At 51.7% G+C, this 19558-nt stretch carries 21 protein-coding genes and 1 tRNA gene; 5 read left to right on the plus strand and 17 right to left on the minus strand.

The features are described from left to right. From ACMHXE_RS14445 to ACMHXE_RS14515, 15 genes are all read right to left on the minus strand, one after another. A partial coding sequence (locus ACMHXE_RS14445; protein WP_413732644.1) for a flagellin hook IN motif-containing protein occupies positions 1 to 1091 on the minus strand: 1091 nt, incomplete at its 3' end. Further along, on the minus strand, positions 1069 to 1281 hold the full coding sequence (locus tag ACMHXE_RS14450) for a hypothetical protein (protein ID WP_157823028.1): 213 nt from the start codon (positions 1279 to 1281) through the stop codon (positions 1069 to 1071). The genes ACMHXE_RS14445 and ACMHXE_RS14450, both read right to left, overlap by 23 nt. 95 nt (positions 1282 to 1376) lie before the next feature. Then, positions 1377 to 2582 carry a flagellar hook-associated protein FlgL gene (flgL, locus tag ACMHXE_RS14455; protein WP_413732646.1) on the minus strand — a complete coding sequence of 402 codons (1206 nt, stop codon included), beginning with the start codon at positions 2580 to 2582 and terminating at the stop codon, positions 1377 to 1379. A gap of 11 nt (positions 2583 to 2593) precedes the next feature. Continuing rightward, positions 2594 to 4519: a flagellar hook-associated protein FlgK gene (flgK, locus tag ACMHXE_RS14460; protein WP_413732648.1), complete on the minus strand. Its 1926-nt coding sequence runs from the start codon at positions 4517 to 4519 to the stop codon at positions 2594 to 2596. 20 nt (positions 4520 to 4539) lie between these two features. Then, complete coding sequence (gene flgJ / locus ACMHXE_RS14465; RefSeq protein ID WP_413732650.1) at positions 4540 to 5550, minus strand: flagellar assembly peptidoglycan hydrolase FlgJ; 1011 nt, start codon at positions 5548 to 5550, stop codon at positions 4540 to 4542. Positions 5551 to 5575: 25 nt separating this feature from the next. After that, positions 5576 to 6667: a flagellar basal body P-ring protein FlgI gene (locus ACMHXE_RS14470; protein WP_025011052.1), complete on the minus strand. Its 1092-nt coding sequence runs from the start codon at positions 6665 to 6667 to the stop codon at positions 5576 to 5578. 10 nt (positions 6668 to 6677) lie between these two features. Beyond that, positions 6678 to 7352 (minus strand): flagellar basal body L-ring protein FlgH, encoded by a 675-nt coding sequence (gene flgH / locus ACMHXE_RS14475; protein ID WP_345855804.1) that lies wholly within the window; start codon positions 7350 to 7352, stop codon positions 6678 to 6680. 12 nt (positions 7353 to 7364) lie between these two features. Next, positions 7365 to 8153, minus strand: a complete 789-nt coding sequence (flgG, locus tag ACMHXE_RS14480; RefSeq protein WP_101056055.1) for a flagellar basal-body rod protein FlgG — start codon at positions 8151 to 8153, stop codon at positions 7365 to 7367. Positions 8154 to 8164: 11 nt separating this feature from the next. After that, positions 8165 to 8908 (minus strand): flagellar basal-body rod protein FlgF, encoded by a 744-nt coding sequence (gene flgF / locus ACMHXE_RS14485; RefSeq protein ID WP_224866640.1) that lies wholly within the window; start codon positions 8906 to 8908, stop codon positions 8165 to 8167. Positions 8909 to 9073: 165 nt separating this feature from the next. Further along, positions 9074 to 10435, minus strand: a complete 1362-nt coding sequence (gene flgE, locus ACMHXE_RS14490; protein ID WP_101056053.1) for a flagellar hook protein FlgE — start codon at positions 10433 to 10435, stop codon at positions 9074 to 9076. 54 nt (positions 10436 to 10489) lie between these two features. Beyond that, positions 10490 to 11173 (minus strand): flagellar hook assembly protein FlgD, encoded by a 684-nt coding sequence (flgD, locus tag ACMHXE_RS14495; protein ID WP_101056052.1) that lies wholly within the window; start codon positions 11171 to 11173, stop codon positions 10490 to 10492. A 14-nt stretch (positions 11174 to 11187) separates the two neighbouring features. After that, on the minus strand, positions 11188 to 11604 hold the full coding sequence (gene flgC, locus ACMHXE_RS14500) for a flagellar basal body rod protein FlgC (RefSeq protein ID WP_025011047.1): 417 nt from the start codon (positions 11602 to 11604) through the stop codon (positions 11188 to 11190). Positions 11605 to 11606: 2 nt separating this feature from the next. Further along, positions 11607 to 12005: a flagellar basal body rod protein FlgB gene (flgB, locus tag ACMHXE_RS14505; RefSeq protein ID WP_039034362.1), complete on the minus strand. Its 399-nt coding sequence runs from the start codon at positions 12003 to 12005 to the stop codon at positions 11607 to 11609. A gap of 174 nt (positions 12006 to 12179) precedes the next feature. Continuing rightward, positions 12180 to 13013: a CheR family methyltransferase gene (locus tag ACMHXE_RS14510; protein ID WP_101056051.1), complete on the minus strand. Its 834-nt coding sequence runs from the start codon at positions 13011 to 13013 to the stop codon at positions 12180 to 12182. A gap of 144 nt (positions 13014 to 13157) precedes the next feature. Further along, entirely contained in the window at positions 13158 to 14078 is a 921-nt protein-coding gene (locus tag ACMHXE_RS14515) for a chemotaxis protein CheV (protein WP_101096071.1), read from the minus strand. Positions 14079 to 14265: 187 nt separating this feature from the next. Here ACMHXE_RS14515 and flgA point away from each other — a divergent pair, with 187 nt between their 5' ends. The 3 genes from flgA (at position 14266) to ACMHXE_RS14530 (ending at position 15795) form a co-directional block, all read left to right on the plus strand. Then, positions 14266 to 14973, plus strand: a complete 708-nt coding sequence (gene flgA, locus ACMHXE_RS14520) for a flagellar basal body P-ring formation chaperone FlgA (RefSeq protein WP_039034365.1) — start codon at positions 14266 to 14268, stop codon at positions 14971 to 14973. A 70-nt stretch (positions 14974 to 15043) separates the two neighbouring features. After that, positions 15044 to 15364 carry a flagellar biosynthesis anti-sigma factor FlgM gene (flgM, locus tag ACMHXE_RS14525; RefSeq protein WP_101056049.1) on the plus strand — a complete coding sequence of 107 codons (321 nt, stop codon included), beginning with the start codon at positions 15044 to 15046 and terminating at the stop codon, positions 15362 to 15364. After that, positions 15364 to 15795, plus strand: a complete 432-nt coding sequence (locus ACMHXE_RS14530) for a flagella synthesis protein FlgN (protein WP_412501543.1) — start codon at positions 15364 to 15366, stop codon at positions 15793 to 15795. The genes flgM and ACMHXE_RS14530 overlap by 1 nt, the downstream gene beginning before the upstream one ends. A 185-nt stretch (positions 15796 to 15980) precedes the next feature. Here ACMHXE_RS14530 and ACMHXE_RS14535 read toward each other — a convergent pair whose 3' ends face one another. Both ACMHXE_RS14535 and ACMHXE_RS14540 read right to left on the minus strand, forming a co-directional pair. Continuing rightward, positions 15981 to 16448: an LPP20 family lipoprotein gene (locus tag ACMHXE_RS14535; protein ID WP_234500828.1), complete on the minus strand. Its 468-nt coding sequence runs from the start codon at positions 16446 to 16448 to the stop codon at positions 15981 to 15983. Continuing rightward, positions 16448 to 17056, minus strand: coding sequence for a FlgO family outer membrane protein (locus tag ACMHXE_RS14540; protein WP_101056046.1), 609 nt, complete (start codon positions 17054 to 17056; stop codon positions 16448 to 16450). Before ACMHXE_RS14540 ends, ACMHXE_RS14535 begins: the two co-directional genes overlap by 1 nt. A gap of 808 nt (positions 17057 to 17864) precedes the next feature. Here ACMHXE_RS14540 and ACMHXE_RS14545 point away from each other — a divergent pair. After that, positions 17865 to 19022: a flagellar assembly protein FlgT gene (locus tag ACMHXE_RS14545; protein WP_165564777.1), complete on the plus strand. Its 1158-nt coding sequence runs from the start codon at positions 17865 to 17867 to the stop codon at positions 19020 to 19022. 55 nt (positions 19023 to 19077) lie between these two features. Further along, positions 19078 to 19153: transfer RNA gene (locus ACMHXE_RS14550), tRNA-Arg, on the plus strand. Positions 19154 to 19558: the final 405 nt, after the last annotated feature.

Raw genomic sequence — 19558 nt, forward strand, 5'->3', positions numbered from 1 at the left:
GTGCTAATGCTGTTCAGGTTGTTGATGGTAAAGCCCAAACGGTTTTGCACCGCACCCAGGTCGGCACGCTGACTATCAATCTGTGCAATAGCGGCATCTATGGTCGCAATAGCACTTTGTGCGCCAGGTGCATCTGAAATATCAATGCTGGACACAGATGCAAAACTTGCATTGGCTGCGTTGAATTCCGTTCCCCCACCGTTGGCAAAACTAAAATTGCCTGTGCTGGTAACTTCCACAGTGCCTGTTTTAACAGCGGCAACAGCTCCACCCTCTGTCAGGGTAAAACCACCAAAATCCATTGAATCGTTACCTGCGGTTGCGTTGGCAAAGGCGGCTATGCTGATATCTTCACCATCGGCAGCACTCAATTTCAGTGTGGTACGGTCGCTGGGGTCCGTGAATTCTGCCTTCACCCCGGAAGCACCGCTGACACCGTTAATGGCTTCTGCCAGTGCTGTCAAATCCGAGGGCGAAGCTACACTGGCTGCCACTGCTTGACCATTCAACGTGAAGGAAATTGCACCACCCGCAGTCAGACCACCTATGGTCATCTCGTTGCTGGCTTCTGCTTTGGCATCAATTCCAGCGCCCGAAGCAGCTGTGTTAATTGCGGCAGCAATGTCTTTTGCAGAATCACCCGCATTCCAAGCTATTGCTCCAGTAGTTTTACCACCACCAGTCAGAGTCAAATTATCCTCTAATTGAATGCCATTGGTTGCCGCAGCTATATTCATTGCGCTACCACCTAATGACATTGAATAACTACCGAGCGAATTTGCAGCCACATTACCCAGGGTCACAGATATAGTCTCGTTGGCATTGGCGCCCACCTGGAAGGCCTGGGTTCCGTAGTCGCCATTCAACAGTTTTTGGTTACCAAAGGAAGTAGTATCAGAGATACGGGTCAACTCTGCTTGCAGGGCCGACAACTCTTTTTGCATCGCAGCGCGGTCTTCGGCCGAGTTGGAGCCGTTGGCCGATTGCAGTGACAAATCACGCATACGCTGCAAAATATTGGTGGACTCCTGCATGGCACCTTCGGCGGTCTGGGCGATAGAAATACCGTCATTGGCGTTGCGTTGGGCCACATCCAGGCCGTTGATCTGACTGGCTGGTCAGACGGTTGGAGATTTGCAGACCGGCTGCATCGTCTTTGGCGCTGTTGATACGCAGGCCACTGGACAGACGCTCCATGGAGGTCTGCAGATGGTTGTTGGCGCCGTTAAGATTTTTCTGCGCCTTCAATGAAGTTACGTTGGTATTAACGGTAATAGCCATGTTGAGTTCCTCTTCCTAGTTTTAGCGCCAAGACTCGGAGCTTGGCTAAAATTGTTAACAACTTATCTGACAGACGGGTAGGTCTTTGTTTACTGCTAAATAAAGTCAAACAGGGAAACAGAACCCACTCTACTGAACACATTTGAAACGGCGTTCAAGGCCAACTGCTGTTTTTGAAATTCGGTTATCGCCGCGGCGTAATCGAGATCTTCCAGCAGTGACAATGCCGACTTATTCACCAACTCTTCTTCTGCATGATTGCTGCTGTAGCTTTCGAGGCTCTTAAGACTGTTGCCCGCAACGCCTCTGGCTACACCGAGTTGAGTCATACCACTGTCAAGATTAACCAATAACTGTGCCAACTCAGCTTGTCCGTTGGGGGTATTGACCAGGTCTGGATCCTCCAGCAGGGTTATCGCCTGTTGAATGGTGTCGAAAATCGGCACCTCGGCCTTAGGTTCCATGGTGAAGGAATCCCCGCCAGCCGGCGTGCCATCCAGCTTCACCTCTATACCGTTGAAGCTCACTGGGTTACTGGCATCGAAGTTAGCCACATTGCTGACAGCCGTACCGCTTGAATCCAACACTTGCAAATCAACCCCACCAGCGCCGTTATCGGTAAAGTTAAAGGTGTAGGTATCAGCCACATGGCTCCCAGGAGGGCTTATTTTGGCACTGAGTACCCTGAACTCCCCGGTTTGCGGGGCCAAATAATTGACGCCGTAGTCACCCAAGGCGTTGGCAGCATTCATAAAAGCCGAGTCCCCGGGAATATTGGTGCCCATAGCAACCCCTTGTGCCACCAAGGCATCACGAACGCCGCTATCACCGCTGTAAACCATGTTGCCGCTGGCATCGAAGGCAAAGGGCTGAGTATCTGTGTTGTATCCGGCAAACAGGTAATTGCCTGACTCATCCTGGGTATTGGCAATACTTAGAAGTTCATCCAAACTGCTGCGCATTTCATCGGCAATAGTTTGCCGTTCCGAGGGACCAAGGGTGCCATTTACTGCACGCAGCATCTGTTCACGAATGCCGGTGACCAAAGTTTCGGCGCTGCCGAGCTTACTTTCCGCCAAAGATAAGCGGTTTTTGCTGTAATCCACATTCTTGAGATACTGCTGCACCAGCGCGTTTTGCTGATAGAGGTTGTCTATGCCGATAGCTGCCACCGGGTCATCACCGGCAGTGTTGACCTTTTTACCGCTGGAGAGCTGTTCGAGGATCCTGTTGGTATCGGTTTGCTTCTGCAGAATGCTGTTTAAATTCTGCTGGTACATCTGTGAAGTTGAAATACGCATCTCTCAAGCTCCTATCGAACCGAACTGAACAGGGTGTCGAACAGGGCATTGGCCGTAGTCATGATCCGTGCCGATGCCTGATAGGCCTGTTGGAACTGCATCAAATTGGCCGCTTCTTCATCCAGGTTAACTCCCGACTCCGACTGCACCCTGGCATAGGCCTGGTTGTAAATGGCCTCTGCCGAACCGGCCCTGACTTGGGCAGATTTGGTTTGGCTGCCAATATCCAGCTTGGTCTTTTCAAACACATCACCCAGGGTCGACTTACCGTTATTCATTATCTTGCTGTCACTGAGTTTGGCCATGGCCAAGGCATTGGTGTTGTCACCCGGCGCAAAGCTGAGATCAAAGGTGAAACTCTCACTACCGCCACTACTGCCATCGACTTCAAAAGTAAAACCAAAGGCGCTGATCTGCGGCGGAGTACCCGCAGCCGTCCCGGTTGCCAAAGAAGCGCCGTTGACATCAAATACTTCATAGGAAGGCGGATTGACACTGGTATCCAGGGTGAATGTCAGCTCACTGTCAGTCACGGGGAAGTTAGCCGCGCTTCTGTCGTCTATGCTGACCAACTTCACTGAAGTGCTGCCTGAATTACCTGCGTTAGCGGTAATTTTCGGCGCCGCTGCGGCAATACCCTTGGGATCTGACATCACCACACCTATGTTGGCCGCCGCATTGGCCGTTGGCCGTATTTCAAACCTGTCACCGGCAGCCATGGCACCGGCATCAATTTTGATACTGAAGCCGTTGGCGCCTTCCAGAGTATCGCCGTTGAGCGTCAAATTGGTCACCGCCCCCGTCTTCATGTCCTTGAGTTCATAATTACCGGCATTGGTATAGTTCAGCTCATAACTGCTGCCGGACAGGGCGCCGACATCATCGATATTAACGCTCAAAGAAGCTGTGCCAGAGTTGCCGGAATAGGCGCCGACACGACCTGCGGCAATCACAGGGTCATTGATATCGGTAAAAATGGGTTGTCCGAGTTCGCCATTGAGATCAAAACCCTGGGACTGCATCTCGTTAAAAGCATCGGCAATCCCCAGCGCCAACTGCCCCAGCTCATGGCTGGCGGGCATCAGGGTGTTGTCACGAAAATCAAATAAGGCGCCCAGTTGCCCCCCAAGCTTGGCGGGGTCGGCCTTCAACTCGTTGCCCCCGAGGCTATAGGTCAGCTCTGGCTCATTGGGGAAGGGGTCACCTGCGGTCATGCCCATGGTCATGGCCACTTCACCGGATACCAACATAAAAGAGCTACCCAGCATGATGGAGCGAGCACCGTTTTCCAGCGGGATCACATTGACTTCGGCGTACTGGCTTAACTCTTTAATCAGCGCATCTTGCTTATCCAACAACTGCGCATCGTTACCGGGTGACTTCATCAGTTCAAGATTGATCTGCGCCATCTCTTTACTGATCTCATTGATCCTGGTGGTAATGCTTTCAATCTGATCATTGGTTTGCTGCACCTGACCTGTCAGATGACTCTGCATTTGATTGAGATTCTGCGCCAGTTGCGAGGCCGAATTGAGCACAGAGCCGCGGATCCCCAGATCCGCTGGCAGGTCAGCCAAACTATTGAGACCGGAGAAAAAGTCATTCAATGAGGCTGGCACCGCCTTGCCTATTTGGGAAAACAGCTGATCCAGCCCGCTGAGCTTGGTGTAGCTGGCCTCGGCAGCACTGAGCCCTGTCTGACCGATACGCAGCTCTCTGGCAGCATAATCATTGTAGATACGCTTTACATCCTGCACATAAGTACCTGTGCCATAGAAGTTATTGCCAAGACGCATTGAGGTGGAGCTGCCCTGTATAGCCACCTGGCGGTGATAGCCTTCAGTATTGACGTTGGCAATATTGTTACTGGTCACCCCCAATTGTGATTGGGCAGCCAGGATCCCGCTGCGGGCTATATTGAACAGATCCATAGACATGGGTTATCGCTCCTGCACCTTTACTGGCCCGGCTTTGAGCCGAACTCCTGCAACAACTGACCAAAATCGGCCTTGATGGTATCCAGCACTTTCATCACCTTGTTGGCATATTGAGGATCCGTGGCGTATCCCGCCTCGGCCAGTGCCTTGATAAACTCGTCGGGATTAGCGGCCATCTTGCGCGCCTGGCTGTAACGATCGTTATCGGAAATAAAGCGGACAAAGTCGTTAAAGCTCTGCTCAAAACTGTCGTACACCCGAAAGTCAGCTTTTTGCCGCACAGCTGTGCCCTGCTCATATTCCAGGGTAGACACCGCCGCTTTCTCACCCTGCCAACGTCTGTCGGCCTTGATATTGAACAGGTTGTTACTGGACTCACCTTTATGACCACGGACCATTTTCTGGCCCCAACCGGTTTCCAGAGCCGATTGCGCCAGCAGCACTTCGGGTTGAGTCCCCAAGGCATCGGCAGCAGCCTTGGCATGAGGATAAAGCTGTCTGACAAACTCTTCCTGACTGCCGATTGCCGGCCGCGCCTGCCGCCATGACGGCAATACTTTGCCGCTCAATACCTGCTGCAGACTGTCACTGCTTGGCAGCGCGGATGCTTTGGCCGCAGTCGCTTCAACACCGGATATCTTCTCTGTCTGGCCGCCGCTCAAGGCCGCGACACTGCGGTTATCGACATCGCCGCGGAGCACTGAGGCCGGGGTAATGCCGGAATTTTCCGGTGACAACTGCTGCACCATGAGATCCGCCAGCCCCAGCATGCCTTTGGAGGACAGCTCCACCGACATCTGCTGATCGTGCATCTGCTCGTAGAACTTGGTGTACTGACTGTTCATCGGGCTGTCGGATTCAAATATCGCGTTGGCATCTCGCATGCTTTTCATCAACATCTGCACAAAGATGCCTTCAAACTGCTGCGCGACTTCTTTAAGCGCTGCTTTTTGATCCTGCTGCGCCTGGGCTCTGAGCTTGTCCAGCCCACCGAGATCCAGAAATTGCGAAGCATCAGCCATTTTGTTCATAGTCGATAAACCAATGTGCCATTAATCAGATGATGATGAGTTCACCATGCAAAGCCCCTGCCATCTTTAAGGCTTCGAGGATTGCCAACACATCCGATGGCGCCGCGCCCACCATATTCACCGCCCGCACCAACTCATCGAGAGAAGTGCCCGGGTTGAACATAAACATACGTCTATTATCCTGAGCCACATCTATGGTGCTGTTGCTGGTCACCGCAGTCTGGCCGCCGGCCAGGGCATTGGGTTGAGAAACCTGAGTTGCTTCGGCAATGGTGACGGTAAGGCCGCCATGGGTCACAGCCGCAGGCAAGAGTTTGACGTCCTTACCCACCACTATGGTGCCGGTGCGGGAGTTGACTATCACCTTGGCCGATTCATCGGCTGGCTCAACCTGAATATTTTCCAGGGTGGCCAGGAAAGATACCCGCTGCGACACATCTCTGGGGGCGCTGACCTGAATGGAAGAAGCATCGAGCGCCCGCGCCATACCCGGGCCGAGTAAGCCGTTAATGGCATCTGCGGTACGCTTGGCGGTGGAGAAATCGGCTCTGTGCAGGTTAAAAGTCAGGTGATCGCCATTACCGAAGGGGCTGGCCACTTCACGCTCGACTATGCCGCCGTTGGGAATGCGGCCCACAGTTGGGGTGTTCTGGATAACCTTGGAGCCATCAAGGCCCTCGGCACTGAAACCACTGACCACCAGACTCCCCTGAGCGATGGCGTAAACATTGCCGTCCACCCCTTTAAGGAAAGTTTGCAGCAGAGTGCCGCCGCGCAGGCTCTTGGCTTCACCCAAGCTCGATACCGTCACATCCAGGGTTTGTCCCGGCTTGATAAAGGGCGGCATATCGGCATGCACTGCCACCACGGCAATATTCTTGATCTTGGGCCTGAAGTTATCCGGCAGATTGATGCCAAAATTCTTCAGCATGGTCTTGAAGGTCTGCTCCGTGTAACGGGTCTTCTCCCCGGTTCCCGGCAAACCCACCACTAGGCCATAGCCTATCAACTGGTTATCCCTGACCCCTTGGATATCGGCGATATCCTTGATGCGCTCGGCCTGCCCCGGCAGAGAAACCAGCAAACAGGCAAGTGCCATGATTAATTTTATTTTCATGAGCTTATCCTCAGAAAGGCCACCAGTCAGAGAGGAAGAACTGGCTCAGCCAGCCCACCTTTTGCGACTCGGCAAAAGTGCCGGTACCGCTGTACTGAATACGGGCATTGGCGACTTTGGGCGAATCTATGGTGTTTTCAGGGGTAATATCCTGCGGCCGAATAATGCCGGTTACCCGGATAAACTCGTCGCCATTATTGATGGTGATCCACTTTTCACCGCGAATAACCAGGTTGCCATTGCCCAGCACCTGCATCACATTGGCCGAGATCTGCCCGGAGAGACTGTTGCTCTGATCGGCATCGGCCTCACGATTGGTATCCATGCTGTCGCCGTAACGGAAATCCAGCGGATTGCCCTTGATGGTGACATTGCTGCCGCCCATATAGAGCGGGTTCACCGACATGTCCGAGCCTTTCTTGATCTTGTTACCGACGCTTTTCTTCGCCTGGGTTGACTCCACCAACACCACAGTGATGATGTCCCCTACCCTGTGCGCCCGCAGATCCGAGTAAAGCGAAGACGCCTGGCTATCCTGATAAATAGAGCCGGTCGGCGCTATCCGGGTTGGCGGTGCTTCGGGATACACAGGCGCATAATAGGGATCATCGGCTATGGGTTTATTCTGGGTAGCAGTGCAAGCCCCCAGAAATAAAGCCGGAATGATAAGGAACAAGGGTTTCATCACATCACCTCATCACAGATTCTGGTTCACGTAGGCCAGCATCTGGTCTACGGCCGAAATGACTTTGGAGTTCATTTCGTAGATCCGCTGACTCTCAATCAAGTTAACCAGCTCTTCGGTCACGTTAACGTTGGAGGTTTCCAGCGACCCCTGACGAATAGAGCCCAAACCGTCCAGTGAGGCAGTCCCCTGAATTGGGGTGCCGCTGGCGCCCGTCTCCAGATAGAGGTTTTGCCCTATGGGATCCAGGCCGGATGGATTAATGAAGTCAGAGATAGTCAGTTGGCCCACCACCTGGTTTTCGGCGGCTCCAGGGGTTTTAACCGACACTTCACCTTCGGCGGAAACCGTAATACTGGTGGCATCGTCCGGAATGGTAATAGCAGGCTGCAACACATAGCCGGCGCCGGAAGTCACTATCTGGCCGGTGTCATCCAAACTGAACTGGCCATTACGAGTGTAGGCAGTGGTGCCATCAGGCAGTTGAATTTCAAAGAAGCCCGGGCCCTCAATCATCATATCCAGCGCGTTATCTGTGGTTTGCAAATTACCCTGGGAAAAAATTTTCTGGGTGGCCACCACTTTAGTGCCTGCGCCCAGGTTAAGGCCGTTGGGCAACTTGGTGTTGGAGGCACTGATACCACCGGCCTGATTGACCGTCTGATACAGTAAGTCTTCAAATACCGCCCGGCCCTTCTTGTAGCCTATGGTGCTGGCATTAGCGACGTTATTTGAAATCACCGAGATGTCCGTTTGCTGGGCATCTAACCCAGTCTTACTTATCCATAACGCGGGATGCATATCAATTACTCCTAGCTAATGCGCATCAGTGAAGCGGACGACTTGTCGTTCTCTTCTGCGGTTTTCATCATTTTTACCTGCAGCTCAAACTGACGTTGCAACTCAATCAGGTTGACCATCTCATCCACGGCATTGACATTGCTGCCTTCCACGGCGCCGCTTTCCACGTTGACAAAGGGATCGGCGGCGGCCGGATTGCCATCCAGAGTGCGGAACAAGCCATCTTCACCGCGCATCAGGTTCTCATTGCCCGGGTTGACCAGCTTGATGCGCCCCACCTCTTCTATCACCTCGGCGGTTGCGCCCTGGGGACGAATGGAGATAGTGCCGTCGGTGGCAATCTGGATTTTGTCTATCGGCAGCGGCAGCACTATCGGGCCGTTATCACCCATCACAGGGTTGCCCCTGTCGTTACGCAGCAAACCTGTGGTGTCAAAACTCAGACTACCGGAGCGGGTATAGGCCTCACTGCCATCGGCGGCCTGCACCGCAATCCAGCCTTGATCTTTGATGGCAATATCCAGATCCCGCCCGGTCGATTTGATAGGGCCGGACTGAAAGTTGGCCGAGGGCGACTCTGTCATGGCGAACACCCGGGTCGGCAAGCCTTCGCCGAAGGCTTGCATCGCACGAGCCTGAGCCATGTCGGCCTTGAAACCATCTGTGTTGGCATTGGCCAGGTTGTTACCCCTAACCGCCAGCGCATTCATGTTTTGTTTGGCGCCAGTCATGGCGACATAGAGAAGTTTGTCCACCTGCTGCTCCGTCAATCTTTTTACCTATTCAGGTAAAAGCAAACATCGTGCCAATAAAATGAGCAGTTGAGCACTAGGACAGCAGAAGAACTTCAGTAACTTGGGAATTAATAGGCGAAGGTGCGGCAAGACGTTGCCGGGCGGCAATGTCTTGCACAGGAAGGCTTAGCGGATCTGCAGTACTGTCTGCTGCAGTGTGTTGTTCACTTCCAGAGTACGGGAGTTGGCCTGGAAGTTACGTTGGGCCGAAATCAAATCCACCAGCTCAGTGGTCAGGTCAACGTTGGATTGCTCCAGTGTTGATGAACGGATACTGCCAAACACACCGCTGTTGGCCTCACCGGCCAGCGCCGCGCCTGAATCCAGGCTGGCTTTCCAGGAGGTATTACCCACCTGGCTCAGTCCCTGCTCATTGGAGAAGCGTGCCAACGCCACCCGTGCCAGGGGCACTGTTGAGCCATTGCTGTACTTGGCAGAGATCAAACCATCAGTACCCACTTCCACATTAGTCAAACGGCCCACTGTCACACCATCCTGCGTCAATTCCGTGGCGTTGAACTTTTCCGAGAACTGGGTCGGATTATTGAAATCTATGGTTATCGCTTGAGTGCCGTCAGCAGCAGGGCCAAGAACGTTGGCCCCGCCAACTCCCAACTGCTCTGTGGTGATCACCGCAGGATCGGAACCTATATAACCGCCGACATCGTTGAACTTGAGCACGGCACCAGTCCAGCCACCTGCAGTTTGTGCTGTGCCTGTACCATCCGCAGTACCGTCACCGTTAGTGTCCGTGTTGTAGGTTCCGGCGCCGCCACCCAGATTGACCGGCTTGTCGTCAATGGCGTAGTAGGCCACCCAGTTACTCTCACCGGTATGAGCACCATTTTCCGGACGCACAAAATAAGTGGTCAAGGTGTGGGAGTTACCCAGAGAGTCATAAATGGTCACTGCAGTGGAGTTATTAAAAGTATCTGACTTGGATGGGTCAAACAGCGCCGGATCTTTAGTTTCTTGAGTGGAGTCCAGGTTCATGCTGATGCCAACATTGTTGGTTTTCTGCGGGCTACCGGCAGTGTCCGGGATCTGCACCGGCTTGGTGGTAGTCAGACTTACAGAAGTGGAGTTACCATCTTTATCGACCGGGAAGCTCTGCAGATAATTACCGGCAGCATCGACCAGAAAGCCGTTGTCATCACGCTTGAAGGCTCCGGCGCGGGTGAAAGAGTAATCCTGACTGCCGACACTGGATGATGTCACGAAGAAACCACCACCGTTGATCGCCATATCCAGCGCGTTGTTGGTGGAGTTCAGGTTACCCTGATGGAACTGCTGCGCCACCTGAGTGGTGGTGACACCGCCGCCCACTGTGGTTCTGCCGTTGGAGAAAATCGAGCTGGCGTACACATCGGCAAACTCGGCCCGGGATTCTTTAAAGCCTATCGTATTGACGTTGGCAATATTGTTGGCCGTGGTATTGAGATCTTTCTGCGCCGCAGCAATCCCACTCAGAGCAATGTTAAAAGACATAATTCACCTCATGATTTTTAGATACTGTCCGGCACCGCCGGGGCAGAAACAGATTTAAACTTCGGAAACAGCCAGCACATCGGCGAGCCTGATCCCGCCAATACCTCTTAGGTTCAACACGGCGCCGGTGGCAGAGTTGAGTGATACACTGGTCACGTGGGCATAGGAACTAACGATAAGATCCTGGGACTTTCCATCAACAACCCCGCTGGCCTTCATGGTATAGATGCCTGTATCGACAGGGTTTCCGTCCTTATCCAGGCCATCCCATTCCACATCTATATTGCCGCCGGCACTACCGTCGACCTCGAAGGTTTTGATCACCTGACCGGCTTCATCTTCAATCGTTACTTTAATTGAAGGGATCTTTTCCGGTGATGTGATCACCCCTTTGAGCGTTGGGTCTTCCTCGGAAACATAGCCGGTGCCCGCCGGGATCAGCACTTTCTGCCCCACCAAGCCTGATGCCTGCAATGCCTGACTCGAAGTCATTAACGAATTGAGGTTAACTATTTCTTCATTCAGGTTAGAGATACCATCCACTGTGGCAAACGACGCCATCTGGGCGATCATCTGATCGTTATCCACCGGCTTGAAAGGATCCTGCATAGACAACTGCTGACTGAGGAGCGAGAAGAAGTCTTCCTGGGTCAGTTGTTGATTATTGCTTTTCTTGGTTTCAGTACCCGATTGCACCTGGATACTGTCGAGAAAAGGGTTAACTGAATTGACGCTCATGGGCTATGCCTCCGTTATTTGCCCATTCTCAGGGTTTGTTGCAGCATGGACTTGGCTGCATCGGCTACCTGAACATTCATCTGATAGGAACGGGAGGCGGAAATCATATCGGCCATCTCTTCCACTACATTGACATTGGGTTTGTAGATAAAACCGTCGGCATCTGCCATGGGATGATCCGGCGAATACTCTTTCAGCAAGGGTTTATCGCTTTCCACTATGCCTTTGACTTTGACCGCTGCCCCTTGCTGCTGTTGACCATTGGCCTTGGCCAGCTCGGCCTCAAAAATGGGATGCCGTGCCTTGTAGGTCTTATCGATACTGGAAGAAACAGAATCTGCGTTGGCTATGTTACTGGCGGTAGTATTCAAACGTACCGACTGCGCCGACATTCCCGAACCCGCAACATTGAAAATATTGTACAAACTCATGATTAATCTCCTTTCAATGCCTTTTTCATGCCGGCGAACTTACCGTCGAGGAACCCAAGCGACATCTGATATTCAAGCGCATTTTGCATAAAGGCCTGCTGCTCTTTTTGCATATCGACTGTGTTGCCATCCCCAGTGTCCGGTTGATCCGGCACCCGATATTGCACATGTTGGGCTGTCAGCGCCTTGAGGTCGAAATGCTTTTCAGACGTTGCCGCCATATTCATTCCCTGTTGCCGCCCTTTGGCCGCCTGCAACGCCGAAGAAAAGTCCACATCCCGAGCCTTGTAGTGCGGGGTATCGGCATTGGCTATATTGCTGGCAAGCACTTCGGCACGCTGGGCGCGAATACCCAGAGTATATTGATGTATGCCAAGGGCCTTATCAAAACTGATCGCCATAAAACCGCCTCCTCCAATGACTCGACAAAAACAAAGCAAGCTTTGTGCCAGGAATGATGGCTATAGCAACAGATGAGAAATGGATTGCGATTGACTTGAGAGATAAAAAAGAAAGAGCCCATCAAACTTGACAGGCGGTCACTGAAAAACATTGAAAATCAAAGAATTAGATAACTAATTTTTCTTTTGATAATAAATACCGGGATTGCAGCGAACCATATCGAATTCATCGGTCAAACCGGCAATCGACTCACTGGCCCCTAAAAACAATATCCCCTTGGGATTGAGAGCGGCAGCAAATTGCCGCAGTATTTTTGCCTTTGCCTCCGGGGCAAAATAGATAAGTACGTTACGGCAAAAAATGATGTCGAACTTGCCAAGCAAGGTGTAACTTTCAAGCAGGTTGTGAGCCCGAAAACTGACCAAACGACGAACATTGTCCTTTACCCGCATATTGCCATTGGGCAGGGCTTCAAAAAACTGACGCTTACGCTCTTCAGACAGCCCCCGGGCCAATGCCAGCTTATCGTACTCGGCATTTTTACAACGCTCGAGCATGGACGGCGATAGATCGGTGGCCTGGATTATCGCCCCACCCGGCAGAGCTCCCGGCTTACGCTGTTGATATTCGAGCACTGTCATCGCCAGTGAATAGGGCTCCTGGCCGGATGAACAGGCTGCCGACCAAATCTTCAACGGCCGACCCAACTTGGCAAAACCGGGCAATAATGTATTGCCAAGTAATTCAAAAGGATACTTGTCCCGAAACCAAAGAGTTTCGTTGGTCGTCATGGCATCAATGACTTCAGCCCGTAATTGGCGCTCTGTGGGTCGCATCGATTGCTTAACAACGTCCGACAGGGATGGCAAACCATATTTCCCCATCAAAGGCGCCAAACGGCTGCGAACCAAATACTGTTTGTTCTCACCCAATACAATGCCACTGTGCTGCTCAAGAAACAGCCTGAATTGATTGTACTCAGTTTCCGCGAGAGATTTATCTGGCACCTTAGTGTCCTAACTATCCGTAAAAACGTCACTGCGAATTGAGGCAGCAACATTTAAAAACTGGGGCTGCGTTATACCCCAGCCCCCTTTGCAACACAAGCAGACCAACTCACTATAGCCATAAAAAGTCACAGCAGACAAAGGCTATAGACTCAGATGCTTGTTAACAGCAGAAGCCAGTTCGTCGGGGTTGAACTTGGCAATAAAATCATTGGCGCCCACTTTCTGTACCATGGCTTGATTGAATACCCCGCTCAACGAGGTATGCAGCACTACCTTGATATTTTTCAGCTTGGGATCATCACGGATCTCGGCGGTCAGAGTGTAACCATCCATTTCCGGCATTTCGATATCCGAAATAATCAACGGGATTTCATCGGCAACATTGTCCATACCAGACGCTATATTCTTCAGTTTTTCCAATGCTTCCCGACCATCTTTAGCGGTATCTATCTGCAGATTCAACGAAGACAATGCACGAATGATCTGCTTGCGCGCCACAGAGGAGTCGTCAATCACCATAATATGATAATGCTGCTCCCTGTCGATTGTGAGAGATTCATCCATTTCTTGGCTGATATCTGTCTTGACCGGTGAAATTTCATCAAGAATTTTCTCCACATCGAGGATTTCAACCAGTTCACCTTCGATTTCCGTCACAGCGGTCAGGTAAGAGTATCGTCCCGCTCCTTCCGGCGGCGGCATGATAGACTCCCAATTCATGTTAATGATCCGCTCAACTGAACGAACCAGAAAACCCTGCACGCTGCGGTTGTATTCGGAAATAATGATGAAGCAATCCTTGACATCATCTATGGGTTTACCGCCGGTCGCCGCACTGAGGTCGATAACAGACACAGTCGTACCACGAATATGGGCCACGCCCTTAACAAAGGAGTTCAACTTGGGCAATATCGTCAGTGGTGGGCACTGCAAAACCTCTTTGACTTTGAATACATTGATACCGAATCTTTGTCTGCCGTTAAGTTTGAACAACAGAAGTTCGAGGCGATTTTGTCCAACCAGTTGAGTGCGTTTATTGACTGATTCAAGAATGCTCGACATAAGGCTGCCTTGTTGTCTTTATATTGAGAAATACCCGCTGTCCCACAGACAGGCATACTATTTGCTTTATCCAAGACACTGATGCCCAGTCAAATTTCTGACTAAACCTAAGGTGAAGCCAGTACTGGGAACCGCGAATCATTGAAAGTATAGGTGTAATCTGGCGAGACAAGCTAGCCTGTTCATTATGAAAGTAAATATTGCATACCTTTTGGCTACAATTTTAATGCCCATCGCAACAATGGCGGCAGAGAGCAGCTTTGTTCCCAGTATATCGGCCATGGAAAGCCTGGCTAAAGAGGCAGTGGCCAAAAAAGTGCTGGCGGGCACAGATGCACAAATTACCATCACCCCGCAACGACTGGATTCCAGGCTCACGCCCCCTAGATGCAATTCACCTTTGACGGCCGAACTTGCCAGCGACAGAGAGATAAGCCGCAACAATACTGTGCGCATAGGTTGTAACAGCCCCGAGCTAAGCTACCCGTGGCAAATCTATGTCTCGGTACGGGTAGATATCAGTTATCCTGTGGTGGTGGCCACTCAAACTCTGGCTCCGGGCACTGTGCTGGGGCCGGAAAATTTGGCGCTGCGTTACATAGATGAAACCAGTCTGCGCGGCCAGCAGTTCGAGGATATTGCCACAGTGACGGGTACCCGCCTCAAGCGGCGCATAGCCAAAGACTATCCGTTATTTGCCGCCAATCTCTGTTTTGTTTGCAAAGGCGACAGAGTCTCTATTTATGCAGGTAACGAGAAGTTTCAAATAAAAACTGTTGGTGAAGCCCTGCATGATGGTAACCTTGGAGAACAGATTAGGGTAAAAAACACTCGCTCAGACAAAGTGTTGGAGGCTACCGTCACCAATGTGGGCGAAGTGGAAGTTCGAATGTAAAAAATGCTAAAGTTCTCCTTGGCTATGCCGATAAGACAGCAAGGTAATCAGAGAAAAGGCTGGAGCCGCGATGGCTATGGATATTAAACAACTGCAAAATCAACCCAGGGTGAATACAGGTTCACTCCCCAAGAACACGGCTCAGAGCAATCAAACAGCTCAGCAAGGGGCTGCTCCGCAGAAAACCGACTCGGTTGTGGTGTCGCAGCAAGCGCAGCAGCTGCAAGGAGTTCAGAGTAAAATGGCCTCCCTGCCGGAAATAGATCAAAAGAAGATCAGCGAAATCAAATTGGCAATCGCCGAAGGCAGATACAAGGTTGACCCGGAAAAACTGGCAGCCAACATATCTCAATTTGAATCAGAACTGAGCGCACTCAATAAAGGATCCTGATGCCTGATACCCCGGATATAACCAGCCTGATAGCAAAGCAGATGACTCAACTCGAGCATCTGCTGAACTTGATTGAGCAGGAAAAAAACGCCCTGCTCGATCGCAATGCCGATAATCTGCTGCAACTGGCCCAAAACAAGAGCGATCTGCTCAATGAGGTCAAGACAGTAGATGAGGCGCTCTCCTCTCATCCTGAACAAGCCAAACTCAGTCAATCGCCATTGGCCGAACAGGTCAGTGAAGCCCGCGAACTATTGGCTACTTGCCAACTGCGCAATCAGGAAAATGCCGGCCTGATAGAGCTGAGCATGGCCAGTATCAATCGTCTGGCACAGGCGCTGCAAGTAAGCCGCAATGCCTCCAGCCTGACTTATGACGGCAAAGGCAAGACTTCAACCATCGCCACCCTGGGCAACGATCTCAAGGCTTGATTTAAAGCCCTGCTCCTGTCCCATTGCTTAAGCTAATTCAGTAAGTTCGGCTTATTGGTGCGCCCCAAGCTCCTGTCCTCCAGAACAGAACGTATACCCTGCTCTCAATTCAGCAAAGATTCTTAAGCCACAAAAAAACAAAAAAAGCAGCCAAACAAGGCTGCTTTGGACTTATACCCATTCCCCTAAAAATAAGTGATCTCTTTCACTCTCTGGGGGCGATTTTGCTGCTGATACAGATCCCACACTCGGGCGAAATCCAGCTCCAGTTCGGTCACATAATGATCTCCGGCCGGATAACTGCGCACCACCTTGGCGCCGCGGATCACCCCGGAAACCGAGGCCTGGATATTATCGCCTTTCAGCATCCAGTCACTGACCTTGCTGTCGGCCGACAAACGTTGACCATAGACTTGTTCGGCCAATTCCCGATAAGCGGCAATCTTGGATGCTTGCATCGCCATCAGCACCTTTTGCGACTGTTCCTTGCCCGGTTGGCTGGCCAGCGGAGCATAGCCTATTGCCGTCAACTTGGGGAAACTGCTTGGCGCCTCTGTCTCCCACTGCACATATCTGTCCTTATCGGCGCAGCCACCCAGAACTAACGCGAGCGCCAGCGTGACCAATGTCAGTGTGTTGTTCCAATACTTCATTACTTGTCTCCCACTATCCGGCTCTTGTCTTCTCCGCGATTTTCATAGCGATAAAGCAAGCCTTCTTTTGACACCACCCTATGGGATGGCGCCAGATAACCCGGTAGTTGCGCCTCAAGCACCCGCGCCCCGGCCGTCGAAAGCACCCGATTGTTATTGACGTTGACAATCCGACTGTTGAACAAGATTTCACCTTTAGCCTGGCTCATGCTGGTGACCAGTACATGATCCACCGCAATATCCGTCGGCAATTGTTGCCAGTCGCGGGTAAGAATAAAATCCCCCTGTGGCGTTACCCGCACCGCTTCGGCCAGGTTCAAATCCACCAGGTTAAAGCCGCGCTGATGAAAAGCCGTCATTAAGCTCTGCTGTAGTTGTGAGGCCAGTGCATTACTGCCTTGCATATCTTCCACCATCGCAGGCGTCATCACCAATAGCGGCTGAGTCGGTTTAAGAGCATCGTTATGGGTTACCAATTCATCCACCAACTGATGCGCCAATAGATTGACTGGTGCTTGTTGGGGCTTGAACTCAGCCTGCGGTTGCTGTGCTGTCGTACTGCAAGCAGGCAGCAAGAGTAAAGGCAATATACACAGGGCTTTATACATAATATCCGTCTCTCTGGTACCCTAGCGGGCACTTGCTTTATTGAGGAACCTGGCGACTCATGGACCTGGCGTGAACCTTGGCCGATCTGACTTATGCCGCACTTTCTCCGAGGTTGTCATTTCGCACCACGGCTAACTCGATTAGCGCCAAGTTCCTTTCACTGGGGTAAAGCTATGCAAATAAAATACCAACCTAAGTTAGGGAAGGTGCAAGCAAGTCCCATGTGTGCTCTGCGTCGGCTTACGGGCTTGGATGCAAGGCGTGGTTCGCAGCAAATGGCCCTAGTCCTTTGCAAGAAGCACAACATAGCAGACAGGTTTGTAAGCCACGCCCTTTGGGGCTTTCACAGCAACCGGCTCTCTGCGTTATCCGACTTCGACAGGCCCCGGCATGCCTTCAGTCAGATGCCTTGAACGCCAATTGCTGTGCAAGCCAGAGTGCCACGAGGACTTATTCGCACCTTCCTTAGGCCTGCAGACCAAGTGCAAACAGATGACACCGGCGAACAAACCCAGTTGCCTGGCAGCTTATTACAGGCTTTTACGAAGATGTTTAAGGGGCTTATCTACGCCTTTTCATTACCCACACCTTCATTTGCCCCTTCAATTTACCCACTGGCGGGCAATGGGAACTTATATTCTCTGTTCCCTTATCGGCAAACTCTTGCCGCTCTTTAGTTATGGTCGCAAACTGCGCTACATCAGCTGTGAATGGATGGCGCTGGCATAAAATTTGAATAGCAAGCGATACCAGTTTAAGTGGTGGCAAAATTCCGTCACCCTGACTCCTATTTTGAGGAACCGCCTTATGAGATTGCCCCCCTTGCTCTTGCTGCCGTTGCTGAGTATCAGCCTCAACGCCATGGCAGAGTGGACCGAGGCCCGAGGTGAAGCCAAAATAATCAATGGCAATCTGACCCAGGCACGGGAAGCGGCAATGGATAACGCCATCAACATGGCTCTGCTCTCCCGTGGCGGCAGTTTTCAGTCTACCCAGAGTGTCAGCCAGGGGCGCTTGACCCAAAACGATTTCAGCCTTTCCAGTCAGGCGCAGATAAGCAGTGTCGAACTGGTCAGCGAAATGCGCCAGGGAGACAAGCTCAAGGTGGTTATGCGGCTCGATATTCTCGATGGCCCGGATAACAAGTGCCAAAGCTCAGCCATCAAGGCCGCTATCCTGGTGCCACAGGCCAGTATTAAGGACAGAAGCCAACTGCGTTATGGTCAGTTGGAAAACTTCCAGCGAAGCCTGTCCGAACGGATAGCGGCAACGCTGGATAAACAATCCTCCATCAGCTTTGCCCACCTGCACGCCAACGAGCGGCTGGATATCAAAGAGGAGCTTATCAATATCCGTGGTTACCGCCTGCCAACCTGGATAAGTGAAATTACCGACAGCCAGTATCTGTTGCTGCCGCAAATCATAGATATCTCCACCGAACCGGCCGAGTCCGGCTTTATGGGCCTGTGGGACAACGAGCCTCAGCGACTGTTTCAGTTACAGCTCAGCCTCTATCATGGGATCAGCGGCGAGCAGATCTGGTATCAGAACTACAGCATTTCTGCACCCTGGGAGTTTGCCAAAAATGAATCCGTCCCTCCCAACAGCGACAGATTCTGGCGTGCCAGTTACGGGCAGGCCATAGACAAGGTGCTGGCCAATGCCAGTAAAGATATCGATATGGCGCTGGCATGCAGACCTCTGCTGGCACAGATAGTCGTGCGCCAACAAGATAGAGTGATACTCAACTTGGGGCGACGCAACGGCATCCGCGTTGGCGATCAGTTCCAAATCGTGCTGCAACAAAACCTACCCGACCGCATGAACCAGATGCGTGCCGTGGCCGGAGAAACCCGGGCGAAAATCACCATAGATCAAGTCACAGAGGAAAGTGCCATAGCAGTGCTCAGCGGTGAAAATGCCGCCCTCAACATTCAGGTGAATGACATCGCGATTAAGATTTAAGCAATTAAATCTAAAGCCTTTTCATCCGGGTGAAAACCAGTATAATCACTGGCGTCTCCCTATAGCTCAACAGGATAGAGCAGTCGCCTCCTAAGCGACCGATCGGGGTTCGAGTCCCTGTGGGGAGACCAGCATTTTCTTCTTGTGCCTGATTGCACAAGTCTCAAGCTTCTTTTAGAACCCATCCACTGCCGATCCAGGCGCGTCAATTTAATGATTTTGTTCTCTGATAGTTTTCTTTTGGGAAAACGTTGAGTTGGTGATGTGGTCATCTTGGCTTTAAAGCCCAAAACTGTAGTGGCATAGTGAATTTGGCCATCTAAATAGACAGAACATCCAAACCACTTTCTGAGCTGCAAGGAAGCTCGTTGCAGGGGTCAGTCTCTGATAAATAACGACGGATTTTTGGAAGTAGGCTCTCTGAGACGAGTAATCTGCGTGCTTCATACAAAAACTGCGGTTGCCAGGCATGCCAACGGCAGGCTTAAGCCTGTTGCTGCAATATCACCAAGGGTTTAAGGTTAATGGGGATGTAT

The organism is Shewanella sp. BJSY2023SW007 (assembly GCF_047314525.1).
Lineage (GTDB): Bacteria > Pseudomonadota > Gammaproteobacteria > Enterobacterales > Shewanellaceae > Shewanella > Shewanella chilikensis.

What these genes read in the sequence shown, in the direction of transcription:
- ACMHXE_RS14450 (WP_157823028.1), bottom strand. Translation starts at nt 1,281, where the DNA reads ATGGCTATTACCGTTAATACCAACGTAACTTCATTGAAGGCGCAGAAA.
- flgL (WP_413732646.1), bottom strand. Translation starts at nt 2,582, where the DNA reads ATGCGTATTTCAACTTCACAGATGTACCAGCAGAATTTAAACAGCATT.
- flgK (WP_413732648.1), bottom strand. Translation starts at nt 4,519, where the DNA reads ATGTCTATGGATCTGTTCAATATAGCCCGCAGCGGGATCCTGGCTGCC.
- flgJ (WP_413732650.1), bottom strand. Translation starts at nt 5,550, where the DNA reads ATGAACAAAATGGCTGATGCTTCGCAATTTCTGGATCTCGGTGGGCTG.
- ACMHXE_RS14470 (WP_025011052.1), bottom strand. Translation starts at nt 6,667, where the DNA reads ATGAAAATAAAATTAATCATGGCACTTGCCTGTTTGCTGGTTTCTCTG.
- flgH (WP_345855804.1), bottom strand. Translation starts at nt 7,352, where the DNA reads ATGAAACCCTTGTTCCTTATCATTCCGGCTTTATTTCTGGGGGCTTGC.
- flgG (WP_101056055.1), bottom strand. Translation starts at nt 8,153, where the DNA reads ATGCATCCCGCGTTATGGATAAGTAAGACTGGGTTAGATGCCCAGCAA.
- flgE (WP_101056053.1), bottom strand. Translation starts at nt 10,435, where the DNA reads ATGTCTTTTAACATTGCTCTGAGTGGGATTGCTGCGGCGCAGAAAGAT.
- flgD (WP_101056052.1), bottom strand. Translation starts at nt 11,173, where the DNA reads ATGAGCGTCAATTCAGTTAACCCTTTTCTCGACAGTATCCAGGTGCAA.
- flgC (WP_025011047.1), bottom strand. Translation starts at nt 11,604, where the DNA reads ATGAGTTTGTACAATATTTTCAATGTTGCGGGTTCGGGAATGTCGGCG.
- flgB (WP_039034362.1), bottom strand. Translation starts at nt 12,005, where the DNA reads ATGGCGATCAGTTTTGATAAGGCCCTTGGCATACATCAATATACTCTG.
- ACMHXE_RS14515 (WP_101096071.1), bottom strand. Translation starts at nt 14,078, where the DNA reads ATGTCGAGCATTCTTGAATCAGTCAATAAACGCACTCAACTGGTTGGA.
- flgA (WP_039034365.1), top strand. Translation starts at nt 14,266, where the DNA reads ATGAAAGTAAATATTGCATACCTTTTGGCTACAATTTTAATGCCCATC.
- flgM (WP_101056049.1), top strand. Translation starts at nt 15,044, where the DNA reads ATGGCTATGGATATTAAACAACTGCAAAATCAACCCAGGGTGAATACA.
- ACMHXE_RS14530 (WP_412501543.1), top strand. Translation starts at nt 15,364, where the DNA reads ATGCCTGATACCCCGGATATAACCAGCCTGATAGCAAAGCAGATGACT.
- ACMHXE_RS14535 (WP_234500828.1), bottom strand. Translation starts at nt 16,448, where the DNA reads ATGAAGTATTGGAACAACACACTGACATTGGTCACGCTGGCGCTCGCG.
- ACMHXE_RS14540 (WP_101056046.1), bottom strand. Translation starts at nt 17,056, where the DNA reads ATGTATAAAGCCCTGTGTATATTGCCTTTACTCTTGCTGCCTGCTTGC.
- ACMHXE_RS14545 (WP_165564777.1), top strand. Translation starts at nt 17,865, where the DNA reads ATGAGATTGCCCCCCTTGCTCTTGCTGCCGTTGCTGAGTATCAGCCTC.